The sequence below is a fragment of the Hyphomonas beringensis genome (assembly GCF_000682755.1).
GTDB lineage: Bacteria > Pseudomonadota > Alphaproteobacteria > Caulobacterales > Hyphomonadaceae > Hyphomonas > Hyphomonas beringensis.
The window spans coordinates 23908-40294 of record NZ_AWFF01000044.1; the positions used below are offsets into that span (position 1 = coordinate 23908).

Annotated in this window: 13 protein-coding genes; 9 read left to right on the forward strand and 4 right to left on the reverse strand. The window is 59.2% G+C overall.

The genetic code is table 11. The annotated features are described in order from the left end of the window. Positions 1-32 precede the first annotated feature (32 nt). Genes HY29_RS11575 through HY29_RS11600 form a run of 6 tightly spaced genes read left to right on the forward strand, consistent with a single transcriptional unit; the run spans position 33 to position 10286 of the window. On the forward strand, positions 33-386 hold the full coding sequence (locus HY29_RS11575; protein WP_034797037.1) for a hypothetical protein: 354 nt from the start codon (positions 33-35) through the stop codon (positions 384-386). Continuing rightward, entirely contained in the window at positions 383-1114 is a 732-nt protein-coding gene (locus HY29_RS11580; protein ID WP_051601444.1) for a cellulose synthase operon protein YhjQ/BcsQ, read from the forward strand. The genes HY29_RS11575 and HY29_RS11580 overlap by 4 nt, the downstream gene beginning before the upstream one ends. Positions 1115-1116: 2 nt before the next feature. Beyond that, positions 1117-5448, forward strand: a complete 4332-nt coding sequence (bcsA, locus tag HY29_RS11585; protein ID WP_199285829.1) for a UDP-forming cellulose synthase catalytic subunit — start codon at positions 1117-1119, stop codon at positions 5446-5448. Then, complete coding sequence (locus tag HY29_RS11590; protein ID WP_034797041.1) at positions 5448-8774, forward strand: cellulose biosynthesis protein BcsC; 3327 nt, start codon at positions 5448-5450, stop codon at positions 8772-8774. The genes bcsA and HY29_RS11590 overlap by 1 nt, the downstream gene beginning before the upstream one ends. Further along, a complete protein-coding gene (gene bcsD, locus HY29_RS11595) occupies positions 8771-9241 on the forward strand; it encodes a cellulose biosynthesis protein BcsD (RefSeq protein ID WP_034797044.1) in 471 nt (156 codons plus the stop codon). The genes HY29_RS11590 and bcsD overlap by 4 nt, the downstream gene beginning before the upstream one ends. Next, on the forward strand, positions 9231-10286 hold the full coding sequence (locus tag HY29_RS11600) for a family 8 glycosyl hydrolase (RefSeq protein WP_034797047.1): 1056 nt from the start codon (positions 9231-9233) through the stop codon (positions 10284-10286). The genes bcsD and HY29_RS11600 overlap by 11 nt, the downstream gene beginning before the upstream one ends. Before the next feature lie 50 nt (positions 10287-10336). Here HY29_RS11600 and ald read toward each other — a convergent pair whose 3' ends face one another. Both ald and HY29_RS11610 read right to left on the reverse strand, forming a co-directional pair. Further along, positions 10337-11458: an alanine dehydrogenase gene (ald, locus tag HY29_RS11605; RefSeq protein WP_034797050.1), complete on the reverse strand. Its 1122-nt coding sequence runs from the start codon at positions 11456-11458 to the stop codon at positions 10337-10339. A gap of 214 nt (positions 11459-11672) precedes the next feature. Continuing rightward, the gene (locus HY29_RS11610; protein WP_051601445.1) at positions 11673-12902 is read right to left on the reverse strand and encodes an aminotransferase class III-fold pyridoxal phosphate-dependent enzyme; all 1230 of its coding nucleotides are present in this window, start codon (positions 12900-12902) and stop codon (positions 11673-11675) included. A 35-nt stretch (positions 12903-12937) separates the two neighbouring features. On the opposite strand from HY29_RS11610, the gene HY29_RS18540 reads away from it, so the two are divergent. Beyond that, positions 12938-13567 (forward strand): class II aldolase/adducin family protein, encoded by a 630-nt coding sequence (locus HY29_RS18540; RefSeq protein WP_162176717.1) that lies wholly within the window; start codon positions 12938-12940, stop codon positions 13565-13567. Positions 13568-13764: 197 nt separating this feature from the next. Continuing rightward, positions 13765-14409 (forward strand): TetR/AcrR family transcriptional regulator, encoded by a 645-nt coding sequence (locus tag HY29_RS11620; protein WP_162176718.1) that lies wholly within the window; start codon positions 13765-13767, stop codon positions 14407-14409. Positions 14410-14430: 21 nt separating this feature from the next. Here the strand turns inward: HY29_RS11620 and HY29_RS11625 are convergent, their stop codons facing one another. Both HY29_RS11625 and HY29_RS11630 read right to left on the reverse strand, forming a co-directional pair. Then, positions 14431-14805, reverse strand: coding sequence for a Kazal-type serine protease inhibitor family protein (locus HY29_RS11625; RefSeq protein ID WP_034797055.1), 375 nt, complete (start codon positions 14803-14805; stop codon positions 14431-14433). A gap of 65 nt (positions 14806-14870) precedes the next feature. Then, a complete protein-coding gene (locus HY29_RS11630; protein WP_034797058.1) occupies positions 14871-15791 on the reverse strand; it encodes an SDR family NAD(P)-dependent oxidoreductase in 921 nt (306 codons plus the stop codon). A gap of 151 nt (positions 15792-15942) precedes the next feature. Here HY29_RS11630 and HY29_RS11635 point away from each other — a divergent pair, with 151 nt between their 5' ends. Next, entirely contained in the window at positions 15943-16311 is a 369-nt protein-coding gene (locus HY29_RS11635; protein WP_034797061.1) for a VOC family protein, read from the forward strand. Positions 16312-16387 lie beyond the last annotated feature (76 nt).

Consider the following 16387-nt stretch of genomic DNA (forward strand, 5'->3'; position numbering starts at 1 on the left):
CAAAAGCTTAATGATAACAGTGGTGGTGAACTATGAGAAACGACGCGCGCGCTTTGCTGGAGAAGCTCAGCCGGCAAGACTTCCGGTACAAACAGTTTGAAGATCCTTATACGGATATGGAGCTGTGGCCGCTGTTCGAGTCGCTTCTGAAAGATGAGCGGATCGTCGGGAAGGAAGGCGGCCATGTGCCGTCAGGCCGTCCGCCGGAACCTCGCCGTGCCGAGGTAGAAAAACGGCCTTCGGCCAGGCCAATCAAACAGGCGGGCAGTTTCCTGGGGCAGTATTCGGCGCCGCAATCATCACCTGCGAACGAGACGAGTCAGCCTGAAGGTGACGCCGTCGATTTGCGCAATTTCCTTGGCAAACTTGGGCAGGCAAAATCATGACCATTATTGCAGTACATTCTCCCAAGGGCGGTAGTGGCAGCACGCTGATTTCGGCGCGGCTGGCCATGTCGTTTACAAGCCGCGGCAGGCCTGTGACGGTGGTGGACTATACGCGCCAGGATACGCTGAAGCTGCATTTCGGAATGGTGCCTTCACAGACGATCCAGCCATGGCAGGGCGCTGAGGCAGATGCGCCGGTGATTGGCGGCGTGCGTCTGGTGAAAGGCTATGGCAGCCGTATGGCCCCTGAACAGTTGATCCAGGACTTTTCCGGCGGCGACAGAACCCAGTTGTTCATTCTGGACATTTCCTCTTCCGATTTGGAATTGCGCCATGAGGTCAGCCAGTTTGCCGATCTCAATTTGTGCGTTCTTGAGCCGACGCCTGCGGCGCTGACCAGCCTGACCCTTCTGGATGAAGGTGCGTCTATCCGCGAGCTGCGGAATTTCGCCGTCGTGCTGAACCGTGTGGACGAGCAATACAAACTGTCGCGCCATTGCCGTCGCTTCCTGGCGGAGCTGCTGGGTGAGCAATATTTCGGGATTGTGCGGCGGGATGAGGCCGTCAATGAGGCGCTGGCACAGTTCGAGACGCTGGAGAAATTTGCACCGCATAGCGTGGTGCTGCGCGACGTTACCGCGCTGACCAACATGATTGAGACTTACCTGAAGGGCGAGCTGACCGGTGACTCTGAAGGCGCGGATACAACCGCGCGGCGGGCGGTCTGATCATGGGGAATTCCTTTGGCTCCCTCCGCAAGATCGCAATGCTTCCGGTCTGGCTGCTGGTCGCATTTCTGGCGGTCATGGTCATTTCCGTCCCGCTGGATCTGAAGAACCAGTGGATCTTTGGCCTGGGTGTGATGGTTGCGGCTTTTTTCGTAAGCCGTAGCAAATCCCGCCGGGGCACTCTTGTGCTGGGCGGTATCGCACTCCTTGTTTCTACCCGGTATATCTGGTGGCGGACAACCCACACGCTTGAGTTCGATACGCCGATCGAGTTCGTACTGGGCACCGGCCTCTACCTGGCCGAGCTATATGCCTGGTTCATCATGCTGCTGGGCCTGATACAGACAAGCTGGCCGCTGCACCGTCCGGTCGTGGAGATGAAGGGCGAACCGTCGGAATGGCCGACGGTGGATGTCTATATCCCGACCTATAATGAAAGCCTGGAGATTGTCCGCAATACGGTGTTCGCCGCCATGGACATGGATTATCCGGCTGACCGCTATCGTGTCTTCATCCTGGATGATGGCCGCCGCGAGGAATTCCGCGAATTCGCTCGCGAAGCCAATTGCGGGTATCTTACGCGTACAGACAACAAGCACGCCAAGGCGGGCAACCTGAACGCCGCCATGAAGAAGACCGACGGCGACCTGATCGTCGTGTTCGACTGTGACCACGTGCCGACACGCGCCTTCCTGCAGCTGACAATTGGCTGGTTCCAGAGAGATCCGAAGCTGGCGCTGTTGCAGACGCCGCACCATTTCTATTCCCCTGATCCGGTTCAGCGTAACCTTGGCAGTGTCGAGGACCTGCCGGGGGAGGGCGACCTGTTCTATGGCCCCGTGCAGAGCGGGAACGACCTTTGGAACGCAACCTTCTTCTGCGGCTCCTGTGCGATCATTCGCCGTGAAGCCCTGATGCAGACCAATGGGTTTGCCGGGGAAACCGTCACCGAAGACGCACATACCGCCTTGAAACTGCAGCGCATGGGCTGGAACACGGCCTATATTTCTGCGCGCCTGTCTGCCGGTCTCGCGACCGAGCGCCTGATCCTTCACATCGGTCAGCGTATCCGCTGGGCGCGGGGCATGACGCAGATTTTCCGTATCGACAATCCGCTGCTGGGCAAGGGACTGAAGCTGCCGCAGAGGCTTTGTTACCTCAACGCGATGATGCACTTCCAGTTTCCGCTGCCGCGCATCGTGTTCCTGACGGCGCCGCTGGCTTATCTGATTGCGGGGCAGAATATCATTCACGCCTCCGCTGCGCTGATCTTCGCGTATGCCTTGCCGCACCTTTATATCTCGACCCTGTCCAGTGAACGGACACAGGGCGGAGACCGCCGCCCGTTCTGGGGGGAGATCTACGAGACACTGCTGGCATTCCATCTGGTCAAGCCAACCGTGCTGACGCTGCTCCAGCCCCGCAAGGGCAAGTTCAACGTGACCGACAAGGGCGATCTGCTGGACAAGACCTATTTCGATCTGGACGCCGTGAAGCCACACATGTGGACCATCGGCCTGATGATCTTTGGTATCGTTTTCGGAACCGGCCGTCTGCTGATCTTTGCCGAGCCGGGCAATATGCCGATCGGCACATTGGTGCTGAATGTCGGCTGGGCCACGTTCAGCCTGATTATCCTGCTGGCCGCCGTGTCGGTTGCCCGCGAGACACGTCAGGTGCGCGAGCATATCCGGATTGACCAGGCGCTTCAGGCGACGCTCTACCGGGATGACGGATACGTCTTCGACTGTTCAACACTGGACTTTTCGATGGGGGGCGTTGCCGTCAGACTGCCGGAAGGCATGGACCTGACCGGCCATACGATCAACAGCATTTCCATTCCGATGGGGGATGATACGCTGACCGTTCCGGTCGAAGCCATCCGTACCGATGGCGGCATTTTGCGCCTGCGCTTTGAGCAGCTGGACCAGCTCCACGCACGGCAACTCGTTCGTGCCGTGATGGGCCGGGCTGATGCCTGGCAGCCGAGCGAACCGCGCGAGCCTGTTTCCGGGATGCGCTCAATCAAGGATATTGTGGGAGTCGATGTTGTGACCCTTAAACGCATTCTCGGGCCGTCTCTGGGCCGGGTTCCTGTCACCCTGACGGCGATTGCCGCATTGTGCGTGCTGGCGGGCACTCTGGCGCCGTCCTATGCGCAGGAAGCGCCGCCTGTATCCCAGGGCCCTGTGACACAGGAACTGGGCGATGGACTGCGCGCTGATCGCATGACACTGGAAAACCTGTCGATCCGCTCTCCCATCCGCTTGCAGGGGACGCGGGCCGAAATCGGTATTCCGTTTGGTATGCGTGCTGACGAAGTGGTCACAGAGGCATCTGTTACGGTCAACATGGCGTATTCTCCGGCTCTGCTGGGGGATCTCAGCCAGCTGGTCGTGATGCTGAATGGGGAAGTGATCCAGACGGTGAAACTGCTGCCGAGCGGCGCTGATGGTACGACGCTGGAGCTGGAGATTGAACCGGCCCTGTTCCTTCCGGGCGAAAACCAGCTGAACTTCCGTTTCCTGGGCCATTATGCCACCGATTGTGAAGACCCGTTCCACTCATCCCTCTGGATGAACATTTCCAATGAGCGCACCTTTCTGGATGTGAAGGTGCAGCAGCTGAAATTCCCACCAGACCTCAGCAAGCTGCCGGCGCCCTTCTTTGACGCGCATGACTCCATGCCGCTGGACCTGCCTTTCGTGATGGCCGCCCGACCGACGGATGGCGAGCTGGAAGCGGCCGGGACGATTGCCTCCTGGCTGGGCAGCCTGGCCAGCTATCGCGGGTTCCGCTTCACGCCGCAAAGCGGTGTGCTGCCGGAAGGCAATGCAATCGTTTTTCTGGATCCCCAGAACAGCCTGCCGGGCATTGATCGCCAGATTACCGGACCCGAAATTGCCGTTGTGCCGAACCCTGCCGATGAATTCGGCCAGCTTCTGCTGATCATGGGTCGTACGGATGCGGAGCTGAAACAGGCCGCTGCCGGCCTCGCCTTTGCCAGCGGTTTTGTGGGTGGCCAGGATCTTTCCATGAATGAGTTCCGCGTGCCCGCGTTTGATCGCTATGCCGCCCCGCGCTGGCTGCCGACGGATCGCAAGGTTGCGCTGTCTGAGATCACCGAGCCTTATGCGCTTGAAGCCCGCGGCCTGCCGCCAGGCCCGCTGAGCACGCAATTCCGTGTCGCACCGGACCTGTTCTTCTGGCCCGGTAATGGCGGGAAGGTGGAGCTTGGCTACCGCTATCCTGCTGCACCCTGGCTGGATCGCGCGGCTTCGCGTCTGGACGTGTCGCTGAACAACAACTTCCTTGAAACGCTGCCGCTGGGCGGTGACAGCGTGCTCAATCGCCTCGTGAAAGGCGCTCAGACGGTTTCTGAGGAGCGTAAGGCAAAAGTAACGCTGCCCCGATACAACCTGTTTGGACAGAATGAGCTGGTCTTCGACTACAACCTCATCCTGGCTGACAAGAGCGAGTGTACGGGCATGATACCTACCAATGTTGCCGTGAGCGTTCTGGGCGATAGCCAGATTGATTTCACAGGCGCACATCATGCGATTCTGATGCCGGACCTGGCCCCCTTTGCCGGGGCGGGATACCCGTTCACGATCCGCCCGGACCTGGCGGAAACGGCCGTTCTGATGCCGCGTGACGCCGATGCCGCAACGATTGAAACCTTTCTGGTGCTGATGGGCCGCTTCGGTGACTCCACCGGCGCGCCAACTGTACGTGCGCGGGTAACGCGTGAAGTGAACGCAGACCGCATGCGTGATGAAGACATTCTGGTCATCGGCCCGGTTAGCCTGGGCAATGAGGCCGGCCTGTTCCGCGGTGCGCCTGTGTCATTTGCTGGTGGCCAGATCCATGTGCCTGCGGACAGCCTGATGGACCGTTTGGGCAACATGGTTTCCACCCGTAAACACAATAAGGCCGACGAGGCCAATGACACGCTGATGGCTGCGGACGATTTCACCGGCATGATCGGTTTTGAATCCCCCTTCGCGGAAAGCCGCAGCGTCGTGGCCGTTCTTGGCAGCGATACATCGCGCCTGCCTGGCATGATCTACGCGCTGGAAGAGATTGACGTGATTGCAGACGTGCAGGGCGACCTGTCCATCGTACACGGCGATGGCATGGCCAGCTATATGATCGGATCAAGCTATTGGGTCAGCGATCTGCCCTGGTGGCTCGCCTTTGCCTTCTGGATGAGCGGCAGACCGCTCTTCATGGTGATCAGTGGTGTGATCGTTGCCCTGATTGTTGCCGGGCCGGTTTACGCGCTGCTGAAGCGTCAGGAACGTCGCCGCCTGCAAGATATGGATAGTGAGTGATGAGAAAAACGCATCTGACTGCTCTCGCTCTCGCCAGTGTGATCGCCGCCCAAGTGGATGGCGGTCAGGCTGTCGCGGAAAGTGCGGGTGTGGAAACACTTCTGCAGCAAGCGAAATACTGGGAGAGCCGAGGCCAGCATAACCGCGCCAAGGAAAGCTATAAGCGCGTGCTGGAACTGGACCCGCAAAACACGGTGGCCAAACAGGCGCTTGAGTTCAATGCTGCCAAGACGGTGCTGACGGTTCCGGTCGCCAGCACCATGGCGGCGGAGCCTGAGCAGAAGACGAACGCCAAGCCTGCGCCCACACCCAAACGCGTAGCTGCGCCAAAGCCCAATCCGGCAGGCGATGCGCGCGCAGCCGGGTTCAAGGCGCTGGAAGCCGGCAATCTGGATCTCGCCGAGAAATCCTTCAATCGGGCCCGCAGCCTGTCGCCGAAGGATTCTGACGTTCTGGGCGGACTGGGCGTGGTGCAGCTGCGCCGCGGCAATTTCGTTGCGGCGAAGGAGCTGCTGGGGCAGGCCCGCAAGCTGGGCAGTTCAGATAAATGGGACCAAGCCTATGCGTCGGCTGACTTTTTTGCGCGTGTAAATGAAGCGTCCGCCGCGCTGGAGGCACGCGACCTTGATAAGGCGCTGTCGATTTCTGAAAACCTTGTACGTTCCGGCGATGGCGATCAGGCGATTGCCTATGGTCTGCTGTCTGACGTTCTGGACGAACTGGGGCGCTATGGCGAGGCGGCACAAGCTGCCCGCACGGCGCTGCGCATGCCGGGGCTGGAGCAGGGTTTCGCTGATCAGCTGCGCATGAATGCGCTGCGCCGCGAAGCGGTTGATGCCGCCCAGCAGGGGCGCACGGTCGTGGCCGAGAAACTGTTCCAGGATGGCATGACATCCTATCCGAAAGATCCGTGGATCCGTTATGAATATGCACGCTTCCTGAATGGGCAGGGCAATGCCTGGCAGGCGCGTTCCGTCATGCAGTCACTGGCGGCATCAAATGATACCGAGCATCTTTATGCGGCAGCTTTGCTGGCCGAGCAGATGGACATGGCAGGCGATGCGCAGGATCTGATCCGCCGCATCCCGGCCGCGGCCCGCACGCCGGAAATGCAGGAATTTGCCCTCAGCCTGACAGCGCAAACTGCGATTGATCGCGCGCAGCTTCTGGCCAAGCAGGGCCAGACGGCGCAGGCTGTTGCAGGCCTGAAGCAGATTGCGGCAACGGGCCGTTTGCCAGCCTATCGTCAGGCCGAAATCGCAGGCGTTCTCTATGAGCTGGGAGACCGCAGCGACGCAGTCACCATGGCGCAGGATCTGATGAAGCAGACCCTGTCCGACCCTGCAGCCTATGAACCAATTGTACGTATTCTGACATCAGAGGGCCAGACAGCCTTTGCCTATGGCGCAATCCAACGCGCGGATGAGGCTGCCGGGAACTCACCTGAGAAGCAAGCCGTTGTTGAGCGCATGCGCCGCATGATGGCGGTGATCGAAGCAGATAGCCTGCGCGAAGCCGGCAATTATGCACAAAGCTATGAAGTGCTGCAGACGGCCTGGCAGAAGGCCCCGGGGGATACCGATGTCCTGATGTCTCTGGCGCGTCTCTATCAGGCGGGCGGAATGGCTCTGCCTGCGGCGAAAACACTGCAGATGGTGCTGCAACAGGAACCGCGTAACAAGGATGCCCTGCTTGTGCTGGTCGATACGGCCAGCGTGGCCGGGGATGCAGACCTGGCGCGCAGTGCCTTTGAGCGCCTAGAAGCTCTGGATCCGGACAATTACGAAATCTATCTGGCCGCTGCCCGTATGGAGCAACAGGCCGGACGCGACCGCGCGGCCCGTAAATATCTGGAAAAGGCTCGTGATCTTTATGAGGCCCAAACCGGGGAGACCGGCGGGGGCTTCAGCAGCTCGAACCCGTTTGCCAATCGTGCCATGGGCGGCAATCCGTTTGCCGCGCCTGCCGCGCCCAACCCGTTTGACACAAAGGCACTCGTTTCCAGCAATACGACTTCCACCAATCCGTGGCAGCTGGCCTCAGCGTCAACGGGCCCGGCCTATGGCCAGGCGCAGACGGCGCCTTCCAGCCTGCCGGGTGGAAGTACGCCACGTATGCAGACAATTTCCGTCGACCAGAATACGGGCAGCTTCGGCAATACAGACCCGGTTCTGGCAGGCATTGCCGCAGACCTTGCGGAGCTGGATGCCGAGACGGGAGCCCGTATTGATGTCAGCACGCATTATCGTGACCGGTCAGGGGAATCCGGTCTTAGTGCGCTCAACGAACTTGGCGGCACGGTTGAGTATTCGACCGGCTTTGCGGATGGGCGCGTCTTTGCGTCTGCCCATGCCGTATCGATCGATGCCGGCGAAGTGGGCCCTGACAGCCAGCTGAAATTCGGCCGTAATGGCCTGCTGCAGGCACGCGGGATTGTCGGCGAGTATGAGGCCGTTCTGGCGGATCCGGGTACGCAGCATGAGGCGGGTGTCGCGCTGACAGCCGGCTATCGCGGCGAATATCTGAACATGGATATTGGCGTCACGCCTCTGGGCTTCCAGAAGACCCGCGCGCAGGGCGGCATTTCCTATGAACCAAAATTCGGACAATACACGACCGGTAAAGCATGGGCAGAGTATCGCCCGGTTACGGACAGTGTCTTGTCCTATGCGGGCACGACCGACCCTGTAACGGGGGAATTCTGGGGCGCAGTCATGCGCTCTGAGGCGGGCGTGTCGCTTTCCTATGAGCGGGATGGGTCAGGCTTCTATGCCGAAGGCTCCTATGCCGATTATGCTGGCGAGAATGTCAAACGGAATACCGGCATTCAGCTGAACGCGGGCGGTTACCTGCTGGCGCGCAAGGGGGAGTTCTCCGATCTCACCGTGGGCGTGAACGGCAACTATCAGGCCTTCAACGACAATCACAATCTCTTCACCTCCGGCTATGGCGGCTATTTCAGCCCACAGAGTTTCCTGAGTGTCAGCTTCCCGATCCGGTATGCCTATACGCGCGACCGGCTGGAGGCGAAGGCCAGCATCACGCCGGGCTATCAGAGCTTTGAGCAGGACCGCGAGCCATTCTATCCGACAGATCCGACCTCCATGTTCGAGGTGGGCTTCCTGTCCTTCCTGAATGATGATGTGCAGGCCTATCATGATAGCAGCAGCGAAACCGGCTTTGGTGTCAATCTGAACGGATCGACCTATTTCCAGGTGGCGCCGGGCACAAGCATTGGCGGCGAAGTGCGCCTCAACACCTTTGGCGAATATAATGAATTCCAGACCCTTTTCGGAATCCGTCAGAACTTCGGAGTGACCAAATGATCCTGAGCGGCAAGAAAAGCCATGTGCCAGCGAATGACCGCGTGATGGCGACATCTCTCAGTATAGAAACGCTTCTGACCTTGCTGATCGAGGAGGTGACCTCCAGCGCCACGCAGGAGCAGATGGACATGTTTCTGGCCTCTGTCGGGCGCCGCCTTGCTGCGCTGGACCCGCTGACGGGCCTCAGCGATGTCGAGGAAATCGAAGGCGCCGTGAATGCGCTCTGGCACCAGCTGGGATGGGGACATGTCATCTTTGATCTGGATGATGGCGGGATCGACATCATGCACAGGAATCCACCAACCAGCGTAGGCCAGGATGGCGGCATTCCATGGGATGTGATCATGCCCCCCTTGTTGCAGGGGGCCTATGCGGCCTGGTTCCATGCGCTGTCAGGCAATGATGCCTTGCGCACTGTGATCACGAAATGCGAACCAGGACTCATCGAGCTGCGTCATGCGCCTTGATCGCCGAGCCTTTCTGCACGGGGTGGCGCTGACCCTGATGACTGCTTGCGGAGAGCGCAGCCAGGCCGAACCGCCCTATGCCGAGACGGTTGCAGCCAGCAGCAATCTCGTTTCACCTTCCGGCAGCTTCATGAGCGATTGGGAAGCCTTCAAGGGCCTGTTCGTGAATGGCGAAGGCCGCGTCATCGATAATGGCAATGGCGGCATCAGTCACAGTGAAGGCCAGGGCTATGGCCTGTTGTTTGCGCAGGCGGCAGGGGATCAGGAAACCTTCCGAACACTGCATGCCTGGACAGAGGCCAATCTGGCCCGTCAGGATGTGAACCTCTATGCCTGGTTATATGACCCCTCCAAGGCGCAGGGCGTGGCAGATCCGAACAATGCGTCCGATGGCGACATTCTGATCGCCTGGGCGCTGATGCAGGCCGCCCGGCGCTGGGGTGAGGACGCCTATGATGTGCGCGCCGGTGAAATCCGGAACGCCATTGCCCGGCATCTGATCGTCGAGCGCCATGACCGTATGGTTCTGCTGCCCGGCCTTAACGGCTTTGACCATGATGATCGCACCGTCTTCAACCCGGCCTATTTTATCTGGTCAGCCTTCCAGGACTTTTCCGCCGGCGGCATGGACAAGTTCTGGACGCGGGTGATGGCGGACAGCCAGTGGCTGCTCTCTCAATCGGCCTTCGGCCCGCTGCAATTGCCGACGGACTGGTGCGAGCTGACGCGTGAAGGCGTTGTCCAGCCTGCCAATGGATGGCCCGCGCGGTTCGGGTATGATGCGATCCGTATACCGCTCTATCTGCAGATGAATGGGCAACCGGTGCCGGCCCCGATCGAGACGTTCTGGGAATCCTATCTCTCCGGCGGCCACAATGTGCCAGCCTGGATTGATGTGAATACCGGCGAAACGCCGGACTTCGGGCCGTCTGTCGGTGGGATGGCGGTGATTGCCGAAGCAACCGGGCGCAGCCTTGAGAGCACAGCCCTGCCGGATGATTATTATTCCGCCGTGCTGAAGATGCTGGTCGGTTTTATCCCATAAAAAAGCGGGCGACTGGCGCCCGCTTTTCTATATGCATTCAGTATACGCCTTTAGGTGAGAGCGTCGGCGAGCGGCACGCTTTGGCTTTGCATGCCCAGGCTTTCGGCCACCGGCGCGCAGGTGATCTTGCCATTCCACACATTGAGGCCATCGGCGAGATGCGGATCGGCCTGCAGCGCGGCCTTCCAGCCCTTGTCCGCAATGCGCAGCGCATGGATCAGCGTCGCATTGTTGAGGGCATAGGTGGATGTGCGCGCCACGGCGCCCGGCATGTTGGCGACGCAGTAATGCACGATGTCGTCAACAATATAGGTCGGGTTGTCATGCGTTGTGGCGTGTGATGTTTCAAAGCAGCCGCCCTGATCTATGGCGACATCCACCATGACTGCTCCGGGTTTCATCAGGGACAGCATCTCTCGCGTGACAAGCTTCGGGGCGGCGGCGCCTGGCACCAGCACCGCGCCAACGACAAGGTCCGCTTCGGACAGTGCCTGTTCCAGGGTGGCCTTGGTGGAGTAGATGGTTTTCGCGCGGCCCTCGAAATGGGCATCGAGACGGTCCAGAACATCCGTGTTGCGGTCCAGAATGGTCACATCGGCATGCATGCCAACGGCCATTTGCGCCGCGTTGAAGCCAACGACTCCGCCGCCGATGACCAGCACATTTCCGGGGTGTACACCGGGCACGCCGCCCAGCAGAACACCGCGGCCGCCTTCATTCTTTTCCAGCGCAGATGCGCCGCATTGTATGGCAAGGCGGCCAGCAACCTGGCTCATCGGTTTGAGAAGGGGGAGGCCGCCATGACGGTCCGTGACCGTTTCATAAGCGATGCAGGTGGCGCCGGAGGCGATCAGGTCTTTGGTCTGTTCAGGGTCCGGCGCGAGGTGAAGATAGGTGTAGAGAATATGATCCGGGGTAAGACGTTTGCGCTCGTCAGCGAGGGGCTCTTTGACCTTGATGATCATCGTGCTGTTGGCGAACACATCCTCGGCCGTGGGGGCTATCTCGGCGCCGATGGCGACATAGTCTTCATCGCTGGCTCCAATGCCGGCACCGGCCTGGGTTTCCACCAGCACGCTGTGGCCACGGGCGATGAACTCGCGCGCGCTTTCCGGCGTCAGGCCGACGCGGTATTCATGGTTCTTGATTTCCTTGGGGACACCGATCTTCATAATAAAATTCCTGCGAGGCCGAAAATAGGGGCGCTTCGTGCGCCGGATTTGCGGTTTCTTCGATATTACATTTCTCATTTCGCGCAAGACTTGGCATATTATTTCTTTCAGCGCCCCTTATAAGGAAAGGGCGTTCCCTTTTCGAGGAAACGCTCTGTATTTATTTGGAAAATAATGGATCAGGCGTGCCGCGCGGGCGCCCTGCGGCCATGCTTCACGCATCCACGCTCATATCGGCCAGAACACGGTCGGCGGCTTCAAGCGTCATATCGATATCCTTATCGGTCATGGCCGCGCTGATAAACATGTTGTGCCAGGGGTGGAAGTAGACGCCCTTTTCCATAAGGCCGGAGCAGAAAGCAAAGCCGCGCTGCATGTCCAGATTACCCTGGTCATCGGCCAGCATGATCAGCGGCATTTGCTCCGGCCCGGTCTGGCGGATGGAGATGCTGCGGCGCTGGCCGATCTCGCCCAGGCCGGTGCGCAGGCGCGTGCCCAGACCGATCATCCGTTCGAGGTAATCCGTTTCCTGAAGGATCTTTAGCGTCACGAGGGAGGCTGCCATGGCTGCACCTGCAAACCAGAATGAGCCCGTTGCGTAGATCTTGCCCGCAGCAGCTTTTGCCTTTTCCGATCCGAGCAGCGCAGAGATCGGGTGCCCATTGGCGAGCGATTTGCCCCAGCTTGTCAGGTCTGGCTCTACGCCCATCAGCGACCAACTGGCATCACGCGCAATCCTTAGGCCCGCGCGAATTTCGTCTACGATCAGCAGCGCGTCCTTTTCATCGCACAGCGCTCTTGCCCGCTTGGCATAGGCGGGATCAGGCAGTTGCTGGTCTGTCAGAACATCATGCTTGAAGGGGGAGGCGAAGATTCCGGCCAGGTCATCGCCGGCCTCTTCCGCGGCCTTTTCCAGGCTTTCGACATTGTTGTATTCATAATGGATGATATGTGCACGGTCTTCCGGCACTGTGCCATCGGGGAAGGGCGTGCACCAGGTTGTTGCGCCATGATAGGCGCCGGTGGCGATGAGGATTTTCTTGCGGCCGCGATAGGCGCGTGCGGTCATCAGCGCCATTGTGGTGGCATCCGTACCGTTCTTGCAGAACATGGCCCAGTCGGCATGGGTGACGAGCTCGGTCCATTTCTCGGCCAGTTCCACCATCAGCGGGGTCGGCCCGGTGGCGACGTCTATCCTGGATAGCTGTTCGCAATAGGCGCGGTCAATTTCCGGATGGCAATAGCCGAGCAGTTGCGGGCCATAGCCGCACATATAGTCAACATACCGATTGCCATCTACATCCCACAAATAGGCGCCCTCGGCACGCGTAAAGAATTGCGGTGTGCCCGGTGCGATCAGGCTGACATTCTGGTGTCCGTACATTCCGTTCGGGATGACCTTTGCGGCGCGTTCCCTCAGCTTCATGTCCTTCTCAAGTCTCATGGCTGTTTCCCCCCTTCAAAAGGATGCGTCGACTATTGGGTAAAACATATGAATGGGCAAGGGTGGCCCGCGAGCATCACAGGATCGTCCTGATACGGTTTTATGGACAGTATGGCGTACCGTTAAACCCCTCCAGCGAGGGAGGCATACATGCCGGTACTCTGGCGGCCCGGCTGGATGCGAATGCTGTTGTGCATTGCCATTTACGCTTTGCCACTCTCCTGGCCTGCGGGCACAAGCCCATTCCTTTCCTTCACTCTATAGTGGTCATGAGTGGCGGCTCGGAAATCCCCGTGGCGCCCTATGCAATATTCAGCACACACGCACAGGAAGACAACATTGTCATCACGCCCAAAGGGCGCAATGCCTGCTTTATGGCACATCATGGTCAGATCGCGGTGGCGGGCCCTCGCTATTGTGTGGGAAGTGGAACCGCTGGGCGGGCCATTATTATGGCACGCTGGCCATTGGCGGGGGCATGGAAGGGCAAGATTAATTTCCCGCAGAGCGGGAAAAGTAATTCGTGTTACATTTTATCCGGGTGCCAACGGTTTGTTTCTATGCCTGAATTATATTGTCTTTTTCAATGCATGCGGGCTCGGCTTTTGAGGGTACTTTGCCTGGATTTTCGCCTGTCAGGTGAGTTGCTTCTTCCGAAGCTGTGACGGGGCAGAACATTAACTGTACTTATACACAAGAACTCGTGGACTTTGCCGGGGTGATGCGCATAACTGACAGGATAGTCATAATTTGGCATTCAGCGCGTGAGACACGCTGCGATATGCTTTTGTGGAAGGGTGGGAAAATGCCTAGAAGAAAGGCATCTGACATGAAGGCGAATTCGGGTCAGGAGAGGCCTGATTTGCGTGATGTCGATCTGGAGACAAAGGCTGCGCCGTCTCAGGATCGTGCACGGACGACCTTTGAGAAGATCCTTACGGTTACCGGAGAATTGCTCGGTGAGGTAGGATTTGAGCGTCTCTCTACGAACATGATCTGCAAGCATGCTGGCATTACGCCGCCCGCTCTGTACCGGTACTTCCCGAATAAGTATGCCATTCTTCATGAGCTGGGTGAGCGGCTCACATCCGCGCAAGAGAAGATTGTCACAAGCTGGGTTGAAGAAGGCGGACTCGAAAAGAATTCGCTTGAGGAAACAATTCAGAGTTTCATGACGCTGATCACGCGCATCAATGAGCAGAACAGGGCATTCGTCGGCGGCCTTTGGGTCATTCGCGTCATTCGCGTAACGCCGCGCCTGAAGGGCGTGCGGGTAGCCTCGCGGGACAATTATGCTGCGCCAGCCTTTGAGAGATTGCGGGATGCTTATCCTGAATTGCCGGAAGAGCGTGTGCGTCTGATTACGCGCCTTTTGACGGATGTCATTTATGCTGCTGCAGAGCTGGCGATTGATGAGCCGCAAGATGAAGCGGAGATCATTTTGCACACAAGCATCATGGTCGCGAGCTATTATGAGAAAATGCAGGAGTTCCTGGGCAGGGGCTAAGTCTCGCCCAGGTCTCAGCTTCTAGTCCTCGCAGGCACCATCGGCGGCGACGCTGGTGCTGGCCGCATGGGCCATGCAGGGATTGCTGTAGGTTTTTCCGTCACAGCCGCAGACCGGGTTATATTCCCGCGTGCACATCGGGCGGACTTCCTGGCAGGTGCCTGCTGCGTCGGCGATGTTCCGGCAGGCGCCATCATCCATTTTGCAGAACAGGCCGTCTTCACACTGAATGGCTGCGATGCCGCCACAGGTTTCGCCTTCGCCAGCCATGAACGGCCCCTGAGAGGGTGTTTCGGCTGTCTCGGTGGGGGTGGGGGCGGTGGCTTCAGACGGCGTCTGGATCATGCCGCAGCCAGCAAGCAGCAGGGCTGAAAATATAAGAGCGATGGGGCGCATGTGGATCTCCTTTCAGGAGGAGATACCTGCGCCCCAATCGCGTATTTGGCAAGAATGCGGGCGCGTTAGCCCTGCATGCCTTTTGCCACGGCGGCAAAGATGTTCTGGCCGTGCTCACCACCGGATTTGAAGGCCGGGCGGGTGGTGGAAACGTCCGTGATCTGGTCCCACTTGGCAGCAACGGCTTCGGCGGAGAGATCGTCGCCATGGCCAACGAAGACACCTTCGGTCTCAACGATGCGGGCCATGGAGAACGCGCCAGCGCCAGCGGACAGGATCATGCCGCTCGGCGCATCGTCTTTCACCAGATTCATGACGCCCGGCGTGACATACTCCGGCTTCAGCGCGGCGAGCGCTTCTTCGGACATCAGGCCTTCGGTCATGCGGGTTGCTGCGATCGGGCAGACAGCATTGATCTTGATGTTGTTTTTCGCGCCTTCGATTTTCAGCGTGTTCATCATGCCGACCACGCCGAGCTTGGCGGCGCCGTAATTGGCCTGGCCGAAATTGCCATAGAGGCCGGTGGAAGAGGTGGTCACGACGATCCGGCCGTATTCCTGTTCCTTCATGATGTTCCAGGCTTCATGGATCGGCATGAAGCTGCCGCGCAGGTGAACGTCGATCACGAGGTCGATGTCCTGCTGGGTCATCTTGGCGAAGGATTTGTCGCGCAGGATGCCCGCATTGGCGATGATGATGTCGATGCGGCCCCATTTGTCCATGGTGTCGCCGATCATTTTCTTCACGCCGGCTTCATCGGAAACCGAAGAGCCATTGGCGATGGCTTCGCCGCCGAGGGCTTCGATTTCTTTCACGACGGCTTCAGCCGCTTCGGAATTGCCGCCGTTTCCGTCCAGCGAGCCGCCAAGATCGTTGATCACGACCTTTGCGCCGCGGCGGGCGAGTTCCAGGGCATGGCACCGGCCGAGGCCACCGCCAGCACCGGTGACAATGGCGACGCGGCCGTCAAAACGGATATCAGACATGGGAGAACTCCTCATTCTTTGACTTGTCTGAGGGTGAAACACCAGACGCTCACGTAAACGTCAAGCATGCCCCTTGCGTCACCCCTTGCGCGGATTGACGCGGCGTGATCACGATCCCCTGCACAACAAGCAGATTAAGAGGAGAAACGCGATGCTGGCCTATGTAACCCTTGGGACAAATAACAAGGAAAAAGCGCTGGAATTCTATGATGCCGTGATGGCGGAGCTGGGCGCCCAGCGCGCCTTTGCGAATGATCGCCTGCAATTCTATGGCATGGGCCCCGGCCAGCCGATGATTGCGATTGGCACGCCTTTTGACAATGAGGCCGCCAGTGTGGGCAATGGCGTGATGCCGGCCCTGAGCTGCGCCGACAAGGAAACGGTGGACCGCGTTTACAACAAAGCGATCGAACTAGGCGCGAAGGATGAGGGCGAGCCGGGCAACCGGATGCCGACCTTTTATGGCGCCTATTTCCGCGATCCCGATGGCAACAAGCTCTGCGTCTGTAAAATAGGCTGATTCCAGCGCCGCTGCCCGGCCCCGCAAAGCGGTCCGGTCAGACGAGCGTCATTTCAGCAGACATCAGCCAGAGCTT

Coding starts and splice junctions, on each gene's coding strand:
- HY29_RS11575 (WP_034797037.1), top strand. CDS start 33: ATGAGAAACGACGCGCGCGCTTTGCTGGAGAAGCTCAGCCGGCAAGAC.
- HY29_RS11580 (WP_051601444.1), top strand. CDS start 383: ATGACCATTATTGCAGTACATTCTCCCAAGGGCGGTAGTGGCAGCACG.
- bcsA (WP_199285829.1), top strand. CDS start 1,117: ATGGGGAATTCCTTTGGCTCCCTCCGCAAGATCGCAATGCTTCCGGTC.
- HY29_RS11590 (WP_034797041.1), top strand. CDS start 5,448: ATGAGAAAAACGCATCTGACTGCTCTCGCTCTCGCCAGTGTGATCGCC.
- bcsD (WP_034797044.1), top strand. CDS start 8,771: ATGATCCTGAGCGGCAAGAAAAGCCATGTGCCAGCGAATGACCGCGTG.
- HY29_RS11600 (WP_034797047.1), top strand. CDS start 9,231: ATGCGCCTTGATCGCCGAGCCTTTCTGCACGGGGTGGCGCTGACCCTG.
- ald (WP_034797050.1), bottom strand. CDS start 11,458: ATGAAGATCGGTGTCCCCAAGGAAATCAAGAACCATGAATACCGCGTC.
- HY29_RS11610 (WP_051601445.1), bottom strand. CDS start 12,902: ATGAGACTTGAGAAGGACATGAAGCTGAGGGAACGCGCCGCAAAGGTC.
- HY29_RS11625 (WP_034797055.1), bottom strand. CDS start 14,805: ATGCGCCCCATCGCTCTTATATTTTCAGCCCTGCTGCTTGCTGGCTGC.
- HY29_RS11630 (WP_034797058.1), bottom strand. CDS start 15,791: ATGTCTGATATCCGTTTTGACGGCCGCGTCGCCATTGTCACCGGTGCT.
- HY29_RS11635 (WP_034797061.1), top strand. CDS start 15,943: ATGCTGGCCTATGTAACCCTTGGGACAAATAACAAGGAAAAAGCGCTG.